Below are 11,897 nucleotides of genomic sequence, written 5' to 3' on the forward strand. Positions count from 1 at the left end.
TTCAGGGCATTGCAGAAAGGCATAGCGACACCCGCGCAACGTCGTTTTCAGCGACGCCGCCTGGCCCGGCACGCATGGAGGCGCACCGTCGCCGACGGGAACGGACATGACCATCTGCACATCTTCTTCCATCCGGACTATGACCGTCGGCTCTGGCTTCGCACCAGATCTGCTGACCCCGTCGATCCTGCCTTGATCCTGCTCGACGGGCGCTCGCGGGCTCGTGGACAACCTTTCGGCCGCCGCACATACCGCCGGTGGGGAATTTCGCCCCGCCCTGAAGACGCACTGATTACCGCGAATTAAGCAACTTGCGGATTATTTTCAGGATACAACAGCCGCGCAGAAATTGCAGCCCTCCGCGGCGGGGGGGATTTGTCCGGAAACGACATTCAGCGCGGCAGGTCGTGGCGTCGCGTATCGGCCGGGAATTGCCAGCGCGGCGGCGTTTCCGCGCTCACGGTGACGCTGAACGCGCGCGCTTCCGTGTTGCCGGGATTGCGCAGCGTGTGCGGCTGGTCGGCATCGAAGACGATGGCGTCGCCGGTCGCGAGCAACTGCTTTATTTCGTTTACGCCGATTTCGAGCGCGCCTTCGCTCACGACGAGATTCACCGTCGTACCCGGCGGGCGTGCGACGCCTTGCTCGGTGTGCAGCGGCGCGACGCGCAATTCGTGGAATTCGGCGGTGACGGGCTGTGCTTGCGGATAAAGCGCTCGCGCGGAAAAGCGGCCGTTCGAACTCACGACGCGCACGGCGCGCTCGGCGGGAAGGTGCTCGATGCCGTTCGTGGCGTGGCTTCGCAGGAACGCCGCGACCGACACCTTCAGCGCGCTCGCGATTTTGCACAGCACCTTGATCGAGGGCACGCTGCGCGCCGATTCGATCTGCGCGAGCATCGCGCGCGAAACGCCCGACGCGCGGGCGAGGGCGTCGAGCGAGAGTTGCCGCTCGGCGCGCAGCCGCGCGAGGTTCACGCCGACGAGTTGTTCGAGCGCGTCGAGGGAATCGGCCGGGGGTGATGGCTCGGCGATATTGGCGTCAGCGCGGCCGTCGGGCGCACGCGCTTCGAACGATTCGCGCACGAGTTCAAGCGACGGTAAATTCATGATCTGCCTCCTGTGTCGACCAGAGTTGGCGCTTTAGCGCCTTACTCTGGTCCCATGCACAGCGGTCGACCAGAGTTGGCGCTTTAGCGCCTTACTCTGGTCCCATGCACAGCGGTCGACCAGAGTTGGCGCTTTAGCGCCTTACTCTGGTCCCATGCACAGCGGTCGACCAGAGTTGGCGCTTTAGCGCCTTACTCTGGTCCCATGCACAGCGGTCGACCAGAGTTGGCGCTTTAGCGCCTTACTCTGGTCCCATGCACAGCGGTCGAACCAGAGTTGGCGCTTTAGCGCCTTACTCTGATCCCATGCACAGCGGTCGGCCAGAGTTGGCGGTTTAGCGCCTTACTCTGGTCCCATGCACAGCGGTCGGCCAGAGTTGGCGGTTTAGCGCTTACTCTCGCCCCATGCAACGAAGTTGCTGCCGACGACGTCCGGCGCACGATCACCGGACTTCAGGAGGCGAGACTAGCATCGGGTCGGAAGGGCGCAAACCAAGTTATCGTCACACTGTTATGACGCGGGATTTTCTGAGTAAAGCGGTCAAAGCGGGTGTTGTGGCGTGCGTTCCGGTGTTGGCGAGGCTGCCGCCTTGCCTTCACGCATTCGCCCACGCCTTCGCCGCGTTGATCGCGCGCTGCCAGCCGGCGATGCACGTCTCAACCTCCTCCTGCCGCATCCCATGCGTGAAGCGCCGTTCGAGCTTCCACTGCTGCTTCAATTCGCCGACGTCCTTCCAATAGCCGACCGCCAGCCCCGCGAGATAAGCCGCGCCGAGCGCCGTCGTTTCCGCGACCTGGGGACGCACGACATCGACGCCGAGAATGTCGGCCTGGAACTGCATCAGCAGGTTGTTCGCACACGCGCCGCCGTCGACGCGCAACTCCGCGATCCTGATACCCGAATCCGCCTCCATCGCCTTGAGCACGTCGAGCGACTGGTACGCGATCGAATCGAGCGCGGCGCGCGCGATATGGCTCGAGTTCGTGCCGCGCGTGACGCCGAACAAGGTGCCGCGCGCCCGCGCGTTCCAGTGTGGCGCGCCGAGCCCCGCGAACGCGGGCACGAGATAGACGCCGTCGGAATGCGGCACGCCGCGCGCCAGCGACTCGATTTCAGCCGCGCTCCGGATGATGCCGAGGCCGTCGCGCAGCCACTGGACGACCGCGCCCGCGATGAAGATGCTGCCTTCGAGCGCGTAGTTGATTTCGCTGCCGATCTGCCAGGCGATCGTGGTGACGAGGTTGTTGCGCGATTCGATCGGCGTGTCGCCGGTGTTCATCACGAGGAAGCAGCCGGTGCCGTAGGTGTTCTTCACCATGCCGGCCTCCGTGCACATCTGGCCGAAGAGGGCAGCGTGCTGGTCGCCGGCGATGCCGGAAAGCGGAATCTTCGAGGCGAAGACTGTCGTCTTCGTCGGCCCGTAGACCTCCGACGACGGACGCACTTCCGGCAGCATGCTGCGCGAAATGTCGAGCGCGTCGAGCAATTCGTCGTCCCATTGCAGCGTGTGGATGTTGAAGAGCATCGTGCGCGACGCGTTGGTCACGTCGGTGATATGCAGCTCGTGCCGCGTGAAATTCCATACCAGCCAGCTGTCGACCGTGCCGAACGCGAGCCGTCCCTGCCTCGCCTTCTCGCGCGCGCCATCCACGTTATCGAGAATCCAGCGGATCTTGGTCGCGGAGAAATACGAATCGATCGGCAGGCCGGTTTTCGCGCGGACCTTTTCTTCGAGTCCCTGAGCCTTCAGCTGATCGCAGAATTCGGCGGTGCGCCGGTCCTGCCAGACGATCGCGTTGTAGACCGGATGCCCCGTCTCGCGATCCCACACGATGGTGGTTTCGCGCTGGTTCGTGATGCCGATCGCGGCAATCGACGTGCCGTTCATCCCGGCACGCGTGACGGCTTCGGCGGCGACACCCGCCTGCGTCGACCAGATTTCCTGCGGATCGTGCTCGACCCAGCCGGGCTGCGGATAGATCTGCTGGAATTCCTTCTGCGCCATCGACACGACGTTGCCATCGTGATCGAACAGCATGGCGCGGGAACTGGTCGTGCCCTGGTCGAGCGCGAGGACGTACTGATCCTGCATGGTCTTCTCCACGGGTTTCTTGTTGCGCGCCTGGGGCTGCGGCGATTGCGAGATTGCGCTATGGCGAGTGTAGCCGCGCGGCGGCGCGTGTTGGAGGCACGGTCGACGCCGCGCTCGCCAGCCAGCGGTCGATGCGGCGGCTCACATCGTCGAGCGAAGCGCCTCCGATATGCAGGCCGAGCTTCGAGCGCCGCCACAGCACGTCTTCGGCGCGGGTCGCCCATTCGGTGTCGCGCAGATACCGGAGTTCGGCTTCGTAGAGGCCCGGCGCGAATTCCGCGCCGAGTTCCGTTACCGACCGCGCCGCGCCGATCACTCTCGCGGCACGCGTGCCGTAGGCCCGCGCATAGCGATGCGCGAGATCCGCGGGAAGCCATGGGGCTTGCCGCCTGAACTCGCCGAGAAAGCGCTCGAAATCCGCATCGGCGAAATCGCCACCGGGCAGCGGCACGCCTTCGGTCCAGGTCCGGGCGGGGCTGCCGAGCGCTTCGGCCAGCTTGTCGACGGCTTCTTCCGCGAGCTTCCGGAACGTCGTGATCTTGCCGCCGAATACCGACAGAAGCGCTGCGGCGTTGGCGGGCGCATCGAGTTCGAGCAGATAGTCGCGCGTCACCGCCGACGCGTTCTCGGCGGTCTCGTCCTCCAGCAGCGGCCGCACGCCGGAATAGGTCCAGCAGACGTCATGCGGCGCGATGTGCTGCTTGAAATAGCGGTTGATCGAATCGCAGAGATACTGGATCTCGCCGGCGCTGATCTCGACCTTCGACGCGTCGCCGCCATATTCGATATCGGTCGTGCCGATCAGCGTGTAGTCGCCCTCGTACGGGATCGCGAAGATGATCCGCTTGTCGGGATTCTGGAAGATATACGCGTGGTCGTGCTCAAAGAGGCGTTTCGTGACGATATGGCTGCCCTTGACGAGCCGCACGCTGTGACGCGTGCGCGTGCTGCCGAGCGCGCCTTTCAGCAGTTCGCCGACCCACGGGCCTGCCGCGTTGGCGATCGACCTTGCGCGCACTTCGATGGCGTCGCCACCTGGCGGCGCAAGCGTCGCGAGCCATTCGCCGCCGGTGCGCTCGGCGCTGACGAGCCGTGTGCGCGTCATGATCGTCGCGCCGTGTTCGTGCGCATCGAGCGCGTTCAGGGCGACGAGGCGCGCGTCGTCGACCCAGCCGTCGGAATACACGAAGCCGCGCCTGATCGAATCGACGAGCGGCGCCCCCGCCGGATGCCGGCGCATGTCGATGCCTCGCGAGCCCGGCAGCAATTCGCGGCGCGCGAGGTGGTCGTAAAGGAACAGGCCGGCGCGAATCATCCACGCCGGGCGCAGGTTCGGCATGTGCGGCATCACGAAACGCAGCGGCCACATGATGTGCGGCGCGGCGTGCAGCAGCACCTCGCGCTCCTGAAGCGCCTTGCGCACCAGCTTGAACTCGCCATATTCCAGATAGCGCAGGCCGCCGTGGATCAGCTTCGTACTCGACGACGAGGTATGCGACGCGAGGTCGTCCTTTTCGCACAGCAGCACCGACAGGCCGCGCCCGGCGGCATCGCGCGCAATGCCCGCTCCGTTGATGCCGCCGCCCACGACGAGCAAGTCGTACAGTCCGCCCTGCGTCACTTTGCGCTCTCCCGCTCGTCGAAAAGAAAATATGACGAAACTTTAATGTTCGAATTCGAAATCTAACGAACACAAACGAAAAAGTAAAGTCGGCCGGATGGGATAGGTGTTTTCGCCGACGTAGCGGGATAGAAGTGATTTTGGCCTATGCCATTCGGCCGAGTGGCGCGAACGCTCGCCCAAGCCGATACTTTGGGCGTGGATCGAAAACGAAGGGGTGAACGCGATGCGAAAGCTGTTATGTGCCGGCGCGGCGGGTGCGCTGATGCTGGCCGGGTGTGTGGGAACGCCAACGAGTCTGGACGGCTCGAGGGGCGCGCCGTCATTCGGTGCGTTACAGGAAATGTGCGGGTCGCCCGTCGATTACGGCCCGGACGCGCTGGCGGTCTATTCGACGTTTTTCGACGCCTATGTCGCGTTGAAGCGCAACGGGCTTTCTAAGGAGCGTTTCTGCGGGTTCCAGGCGGCGATTGCGCAGCGCCATACGGCGTACGCGACCAACCCCGGCCCGCAGACGCAAAGCGCGTGGGCGAACTTTTTGCTCGATCAGCGCGCGCAAGCGCTCAGCTGGCGTGCGGCCGTCGATCCGACGTTGCGGGCGGGTTGAGCAAGGCCGCCATGCGCGGCCGGCAGGCCGCGTGCGGGCCTTCACACATGAGCGCTACGAGAAACGCTTGAACGCCTTCACCGTGGAGTCACCCGACGCGGTGAGACGCCATTGCTGGCGTCCGGAAGCAAGATTTTCGAGTTGTACGAGTTGACGTTCGAGCAGCGCGTCGAGTTCTTCGCGCTCCATGTCGACTTGATTAGGGGCTTCCTGAACCAGTAGCAGCGTGGCGAATTCGTGCGGACTCAGCATCTCGTGTTCTCCATGACGACTGTACGGCATAAGTAACCGGCGCGAACCGGCGCTTAGTGCTCGAAACGTTGCGTGGGGGAACTGCATTTGCCGGGCAGACGCTTTGTTCTTTTGCTTGCGGGTGCCGGGAATCTGGATTGTATGCAAGTGTCAGACGAGTGCCAAACGGTTGCGAAAAATATTCGGTTTGACATTTTTGAGATGCGAAAGCGGTTCAGTCGGCGCGCCGGTTCGGAGAATTTACTTGAGCTTCGTGCCGCAGTGCACACAACGAAGCGGGTCTCCGGGACGGCTGCTCAATCCGCGATATAGACCTGCGTATTCGCGGCGGCGAGCGCGTCGGCCATTTCGGGCGGGGTCGGCGCGTCCGTGAAGAGCGCGTGGATCTGGTTCAGGTGGCCGAGCCGCACGAGCGCCGGGCGGCCGAACTTGGAATGGTCGGCGGCGAGGAATACGGTGCGCGCGTGCTGGATGATCGCTTCGGCGACACGCACTTCGCGCGTGTCGAAGTCGCGCAGCGTGCCGTCTTCCTCGATGCTCGACGTGCCGATGATCGCGAAGTCCACCTTGAACTGGCGGATGAAATCGATCGCCAGTTCGCCGACAATGCCTTTGTCCCACGGACGCACGATGCCGCCCGTCACCAGCACCTCGCAGTCCGGGTAGCCGCCCATCATGCTGGCGACATTCAGGTTGTTGGTGATGACGCTCAGCCCGCGATGCCGGTTGAGGGCGCGCGCCACCTCCTCGGTCGTCGTGCCGAGGTTGATGAAGAGCGAGGCCTGGTCGGGAATATGCGTGGCGACGAGCGCCGCGATACGCCGCTTTTCGTCGTGGAACATGCGCTGGCGCGCGGTGTACGACACGTTCTCCGAACTTGTCGGCAGGCTCGCGCCGCCGTGATAGCGGCGCAGCAGGTTCATGTCGGAGAGCCAGTTCACGTCGCGCCGGATGGTTTGGGGCGTGACGTCGAAGTGGGCAGCGAGATCGTCGACCGTCACGAAGCCGTCGCGCTGCACCCAGTCGAGCAATTCCTGCTGTCGTGCGTTCAAGGTGAGGCGGGGGTCTCGTGTCATGGCGATGTTCTTTTGCGAGCAATGCGCATCGTTTTGTTAGCCGTATTGTAAGTTGGAAATGTTCGAACGAACGACAACCCGCGATACAGTGCCGGCAACGATTGATGTCAGTACATCATTAATTCATACAATAAATGAATTTGTTTTTTACCGACGTTCGCGATGCAATGTCCGGCTTTCATCGCTTCTGAAGCCGCTTCTGAAACCGCTTGAGCCTGCCGCCGTTGTTCTGGCAGCGCGGGGCCGCACCTGGACTGGAACCCAATGACCCGCTTCAACTGGCAAAACCCTTATCCGACGCCGCGCCTGCCCGTTTTCGCGCGCAACATCGTCTCGACTTCGCACCCGCTCGCCGCGCAAGCGGGACTGCGCATGCTGTGGAAGGGCGGCAACGCCGTCGACGCGGCGATTGCCGCCGCTGCGGCGATCACCGTCGTCGAACCCGTGTCGTGCGGCCTCGGCGGCGATGCGTTCGCGCTCGTCTGGGACGGGGCGAAACTGCACGGGCTGAACGCGTCGGGTGTTTCGCCGGCGGCGTGGAACGTCGACTACTTCAGGCGCAAGTACGGCGAGGAGAACGGCCTGGCGATCCAGCCGAAGCGCGGCTGGGACGCGGTGACGGTGCCGGGCGTGATCGCCGGCTGGGAGGCGCTGCACGGCAAGTTCGGTTCATTGCCGTTCGGCGACCTGATGGAGCCGGCGATCGAGATCGCCGAGCGCGGCCATGCGGTGGCGAGCATCGTCGCGTACAAGTGGGCGGCGGCCGTGCCCGAACTGAAGGATTATCCCGGTTTCGCCGATGTCTTCATGCCGCGCGGCCGCGCGCCGGAGATTAGCGAGCTCGTGCGCTTCCCGGGGCACGCCAGAACCTTGCGCAAGCTGGCTGAGCAAGGCCCGCGCGCGTTCTACGAAGGCGAGATCGCCGAGCGCATCGCCGCGTTCGCGCGCGAGGGCGGCGCGGCTATGACGGCCGCCGACCTGCGCGACTACAAGGCGGACTGGGTCGAGCCGATCAGCAAGGACTATCGCGGCTACACGGTGCACGAGATCCCGCCGAACGGACAGGGCATTGCTGCATTGATCGCGCTCGGCATCCTCGACAAGTTCGACGTGAACGCGCTCACCGTCGACCGCATCGAGTCGCAGCATCTGCAAATCGAAGCGATGAAGCTCGCGTTCGCCGACGTCTACCGCTATGTCGCGGACCCGCGCTCGATGGAAGTCACGCCCGAGCAGATGCTCGACGACGCCTACCTGACCGAGCGCGCAAAACTGATCGACCCGAAGAAGGCCACCCAGTTCGATTTCGGCATGCCGAAGGCGGGCGGCACCATCTATATGTCGGTCGCCGACGAGCGCGGCATGATGGTGAGCTTCATCCAGTCGAATTACATGGGATTCGGTTCGGGCGTGGTCGTGCCGGATACCGGCATTTCGCTGCAAAACCGTGGCTGCGGTTTTTCGATGGACCCGAAGTCGGCGAACGTCGTCGAAGGCGGCAAGCGGCCGTTTCACACGATCATTCCGGCGTTTCTCACGCAGGAAGTCGACGGCAAGCGCGAGGCGGTGATGAGCTTCGGCGTCATGGGCGGCGACATGCAGCCGCAAGGCCATCTGCAGTCGATTGTGCGGATGCTCGACTACGGCCAGCAACCGCAGGCCGCCTGCGACGCACCGCGCTGGAAGGTGAACCGCGATTTCACCATCGACGTGGAAGCGACGCTTTCCGCCGACACAGCGCGCGCGCTCGAAGCCATGGGCCACACGATCCAGTCCATCGAGGATCCCTACATGGACTTCGGCTCCGGCCAGTACATCTGGAAGCTGGACTGCAACGATCCGGAGCGCGGCTACGTCGCGGCAAGCGACAGCCGGCGCGACGGGCTGGCCGCCGGGTTCTGATTCGCCGCCCGCGCTTGCGCCGGGCGGCTCGACATGAAGATGCGATCGTGCTCATCCGCGAGCGGGTAAGGAATTCGCATGCCGGTACGACAAAGAATGGAGCAACCATGAGTAACCAGGCCGCATCGGCCCAAGCATCTTCACCGGCCGCGCCGCTCACCAAGGCGACCGTGCGGCGCATCGTGTTTTCCTCGTCGGTGGGCAATGCGCTCGAGTGGTTCGACTTCCTCGTCTATGGCTACTTCGCGACGATCATCGCGAAACAGTTCTTCCCGACGCACGACGAATGGCTCTCGACGATGCTCGCCATCGGCACCTTCGGCATCTCGTTTCTGATGCGGCCGCTCGGCGCGGTCGTGCTCGGCATCTACGGCGACCGCAAGGGCCGCAAGGCCGCGCTCACGCTCGCCATTTTGCTGATGATGGTCGGCACGCTGACGATGGCCGTCATGCCCTCGTATGACCACATCGGCATCCTGGCGCCGTTGCTGGTGCTGCTCGCCCGCCTGATCCAGGGCTTCGCGGTTGGCGGGGAGTTCGGCAGCGCGACCGCGTTCATGGTCGAACACAGCGCGTCGCGTCGCGGCTACTACGCGAGCTGGCAGTTCGCGAGCCAGGGTCTCGCCGCCATCACCGCCGCAGCGTTCGGCTCGCTGCTCACGGCGTGGATGCCGCCCGCGGACCTCAATAGCTGGGGCTGGCGCATTCCATTCGTGTTCGGGTTGCTCGTCGGACCGGTCGGCTATTACATCCGCTCGCATCTCGGCGAGACGCCGGAATTCCTCGCCACGCAGCGCGCGAACAAGGCTTCCGGCACCGCACAGCACGCCGATGCCTCGTTCTCGAACCAGTGGCTGAACCTGCTGCTCGCCGTCGGCATCGTGGCGCAGTCGACGGTCGGCGTCTACGTCCTCCAGCTCTACATGCCGATGTACGCGGTCAAGCAGTTGCACATGTCGGCGGCCAGTTCGTTTGGCGTTGTCGTGCTGAACGGCGGGCTGCAGTTCCTGCTGTCGCCAGTGATGGGTGCGCTTTCCGATCGAATCGGCCGGATTCGCATCATGCTCACGACCTCGATCGTCATGGGACTCGCCATTTATCCGATGTTCGCCTGGCTGCAAACGCATCCGACACTTGCCTCCCTGATGCTGCTTCAAGCGGGCGCAGGCATTCTGAAGGCCGCGTACTCGGGACCGATGCCCGCGCTGATGTCCGAAATCTTCCCGACGCGGGTGCGTTCGACCGGACTTTCCATCGGCTATGCGCTCGGCGTGACGATCTTCGGCGGTTTCGCGCCGACGATTGTCGAAGCTTTCATCCATCTGACGGGCGACAAGCTCGCGCCGAGCTACTACGTGCTGCTGGCGGCGCTGCTTTCGGGGGCATCGCTGGTAGTCGTCGCGGTGCGGATGCGGCACGCGAGCCGAATCGTCTGATCGGCGGAACGCGGCAAATCAACAGGGCGCAACGCCCGAAAGGGGCGGTCTTCGGACCGCTTTTTTTATTTCCGATAGGCTTAATCTGATCGTGCCAAGTTGATGTCGGAAGAGGGGACGCGGAACGAATTTTGCTCAATAAGGCGCCAACCGTAGGAACTATGCCCGCATTTGGCGAGTCTGTGAGGAATCTGCAAACTCAAGGCGGGACGGCTAAGATGGAAAAGTAAAGTTGTTACTTCGTTGGGCAAGTCCTTTTCAGAAGCACCTTGACGACGCTGCGACTGAACCGTCGGCGGCTTACCTGAACCCCGGCCACCGTCGGCCGGCGACGGGTTCAGTACAGCTTGGAGCGCGATAAATGCACCCTGACAGTACCCATGTGATGCCCTGGCGAATCGAGGACATTGACTTGAGCCGGATCGACCGGCGCAAGGCGGTATCGAACGAGCACCTTCTTCTGTTGTTGTGCGCCTGCTCGTTCATCGAGAGCGGCACGGACCTCTATACGAGCAACCTGAGCAGATATTTCAACGACGACCCGGAAATTTCCGCGTGGCTCAACAACGAGTGGGAGCCGGAGGAAATGCAGCACGGCCGGGCGTTGAAGACCTACATTCACCACGTGTGGCCCGAGTTCGACTGGGACACGGCGTTCAAGAACTTCTTCGCCGAGTATTCGCTGACGTGTTCGATGGAGGACTTCGAGAAGAAGCGGGCGCTGGAGATGGTCGCGCGCTGTGTCGTCGAGACCGGGACGGCCACGCTGTATCGCGCGATCAACGATTGTTCCGATGAACCGGTTCTCAAGCAGATCACCGACAATATCCGTACCGACGAAGTGCGCCACTACAAGCACTTCTTCCGCTTCTTCAAGAAGTACAACAAGATCGAAGGGAATGGGCGCATCGCCGTGCTGGGCGCGCTGTTGCGTCGCGTGCTGGAGTTGAGGAACGAAGACTCCGAGATCGCGCTGCGACATGTATTCGCCATCCGCTACCCGGAGCGGGTGCGCGATTCCGCGTATAACCGCGAACTTTCAGCGCGTGTGAACAAGCTGGTTCGGCGCAATTTGTCCGCCGACATGTGCGTGAAGATGCTGCTCAAGCCGCTCGATTTGCCTGCGCGTATCCATCCGGGCGTGCATTATCCGCTCGCGAAGATCGCGCAGCACGTGTTCTTCCGCTAGGCTTCTACGGCTGACGTCAGTGCGAAAGGCCCGAGGCCCGCTGGTGCGGGCCTTGGGCCTTTCGCTTCTCAACCATCCGACGAGAACGGACATGACCGAATCTTCCTCCTCGGGCGCGCGCCCACTCGAGCAGATCGCTTTCGATGAGTGGCCGCCGGAAGTCCGTTCGCTCTTCGACGGCTCGATGATCGAGACGAAGGGCGGCTTTACGGCGTCGCTGCTTGCCGTCGATGAGGCCGGGCGCGTGCGGACTTCGCTGTTGAGCCTCGGCGAGCTGTTCGCCCCGGATATGCGCACGCTCTGCTTCGCACTGTGGCCGAAGTCGCGCACGGCACTAGCGGCCGCGTCGACGGGGCGCGCCACGCTCACGTTCGTCTTCGACGAAGCGTTCTTTCAGGTGCAACTGGAAGCGCGTCGGGTAGCGCTCGACGATGCGCCGCTCGCGTGTTTCGTCGCGACGATCGAAACGGGCGAGTTTCAGCGCGTCGGCTACGCGCGACTGACGGGCGGGATTGGATTCGAGCTGGAGGACAGTGAGACCGTGATGACGCGCTGGCGCGCTCAGGTCGACATGCTGAAGCGGGCGGCAAGCGCCGCCGCGTGATATCGGCTC

General features: G+C 63.6%; 10 protein-coding genes and 1 riboswitch. Of the genes, 5 read left to right on the forward strand and 5 right to left on the reverse strand.

What is annotated here, in order from left to right; all coding sequences use genetic code 11:
- Positions 1-116 precede the first annotated feature (116 nt).
- Positions 117-289, reverse strand: a riboswitch (FMN riboswitch).
- Between the two features lie 103 nt (positions 290-392).
- The 3 genes from AWB68_RS23065 to glpD all read right to left on the reverse strand — a co-directional run bounded on the left by AWB68_RS23065 (position 393) and on the right by glpD (position 4,822).
- Entirely contained in the window at positions 393-1,109 is a 717-nt protein-coding gene (locus AWB68_RS23065) for a helix-turn-helix domain-containing protein (RefSeq protein ID WP_087646663.1), read from the reverse strand.
- A gap of 595 nt (positions 1,110-1,704) precedes the next feature.
- On the reverse strand, positions 1,705-3,201 hold the full coding sequence (gene glpK, locus AWB68_RS23070) for a glycerol kinase GlpK (RefSeq protein WP_087646664.1): 1,497 nt from the start codon (positions 3,199-3,201) through the stop codon (positions 1,705-1,707).
- A 58-nt stretch (positions 3,202-3,259) separates the two neighbouring features.
- Complete coding sequence (gene glpD, locus AWB68_RS23075; RefSeq protein WP_087646665.1) at positions 3,260-4,822, reverse strand: glycerol-3-phosphate dehydrogenase; 1,563 nt, start codon at positions 4,820-4,822, stop codon at positions 3,260-3,262.
- Positions 4,823-5,048: 226 nt separating this feature from the next.
- On the opposite strand from glpD, the gene AWB68_RS23080 reads away from it, so the two are divergent.
- On the forward strand, positions 5,049-5,429 hold the full coding sequence (locus AWB68_RS23080; protein WP_087646675.1) for a hypothetical protein: 381 nt from the start codon (positions 5,049-5,051) through the stop codon (positions 5,427-5,429).
- Between the two features lie 54 nt (positions 5,430-5,483).
- Here AWB68_RS23080 and AWB68_RS23085 read toward each other — a convergent pair whose 3' ends face one another.
- Together AWB68_RS23085 and AWB68_RS23090 are read right to left on the reverse strand one after the other, a co-directional pair.
- Positions 5,484-5,681, reverse strand: coding sequence for a hypothetical protein (locus AWB68_RS23085; protein ID WP_087646666.1), 198 nt, complete (start codon positions 5,679-5,681; stop codon positions 5,484-5,486).
- A gap of 296 nt (positions 5,682-5,977) precedes the next feature.
- The gene (locus AWB68_RS23090; protein WP_087646667.1) at positions 5,978-6,757 is read right to left on the reverse strand and encodes a DeoR/GlpR family DNA-binding transcription regulator; all 780 of its coding nucleotides are present in this window, start codon (positions 6,755-6,757) and stop codon (positions 5,978-5,980) included.
- Between the two features lie 264 nt (positions 6,758-7,021).
- Between AWB68_RS23090 and ggt the strand changes: the two genes are divergently transcribed.
- The 4 genes from ggt to AWB68_RS23110 all read left to right on the forward strand — a co-directional run bounded on the left by ggt (position 7,022) and on the right by AWB68_RS23110 (position 11,888).
- The gene (gene ggt / locus AWB68_RS23095) at positions 7,022-8,659 is read left to right on the forward strand and encodes a gamma-glutamyltransferase (RefSeq protein ID WP_087646668.1); all 1,638 of its coding nucleotides are present in this window, start codon (positions 7,022-7,024) and stop codon (positions 8,657-8,659) included.
- Between the two features lie 107 nt (positions 8,660-8,766).
- Positions 8,767-10,095, forward strand: a complete 1,329-nt coding sequence (locus AWB68_RS23100) for an MFS transporter (RefSeq protein WP_087646669.1) — start codon at positions 8,767-8,769, stop codon at positions 10,093-10,095.
- Positions 10,096-10,456: 361 nt separating this feature from the next.
- Positions 10,457-11,284, forward strand: a complete 828-nt coding sequence (locus AWB68_RS23105; protein WP_087646670.1) for a ferritin-like domain-containing protein — start codon at positions 10,457-10,459, stop codon at positions 11,282-11,284.
- A gap of 91 nt (positions 11,285-11,375) precedes the next feature.
- A complete protein-coding gene (locus tag AWB68_RS23110; protein WP_087646671.1) occupies positions 11,376-11,888 on the forward strand; it encodes a hypothetical protein in 513 nt (170 codons plus the stop codon).
- Positions 11,889-11,897 lie beyond the last annotated feature (9 nt).

This window comes from Caballeronia choica, from assembly GCF_001544535.1.
GTDB classification, from domain to species: Bacteria; Pseudomonadota; Gammaproteobacteria; order Burkholderiales; family Burkholderiaceae; genus Caballeronia; species Caballeronia choica.

Excerpts from the sequence above, each read along its gene's own strand:
- AWB68_RS23110 (WP_087646671.1), top strand. The coding sequence starts at position 11,376 with ATGACCGAATCTTCCTCCTCGGGCGCGCGCCCACTCGAGCAGATCGCT.
- AWB68_RS23090 (WP_087646667.1), bottom strand. The coding sequence starts at position 6,757 with ATGACACGAGACCCCCGCCTCACCTTGAACGCACGACAGCAGGAATTG.
- AWB68_RS23065 (WP_087646663.1), bottom strand. The coding sequence starts at position 1,109 with ATGAATTTACCGTCGCTTGAACTCGTGCGCGAATCGTTCGAAGCGCGT.
- AWB68_RS23105 (WP_087646670.1), top strand. The coding sequence starts at position 10,457 with ATGCACCCTGACAGTACCCATGTGATGCCCTGGCGAATCGAGGACATT.
- glpK (WP_087646664.1), bottom strand. The coding sequence starts at position 3,201 with ATGCAGGATCAGTACGTCCTCGCGCTCGACCAGGGCACGACCAGTTCC.
- AWB68_RS23100 (WP_087646669.1), top strand. The coding sequence starts at position 8,767 with ATGAGTAACCAGGCCGCATCGGCCCAAGCATCTTCACCGGCCGCGCCG.
- AWB68_RS23085 (WP_087646666.1), bottom strand. The coding sequence starts at position 5,681 with ATGCTGAGTCCGCACGAATTCGCCACGCTGCTACTGGTTCAGGAAGCC.
- AWB68_RS23080 (WP_087646675.1), top strand. The coding sequence starts at position 5,049 with ATGCGAAAGCTGTTATGTGCCGGCGCGGCGGGTGCGCTGATGCTGGCC.
- ggt (WP_087646668.1), top strand. The coding sequence starts at position 7,022 with ATGACCCGCTTCAACTGGCAAAACCCTTATCCGACGCCGCGCCTGCCC.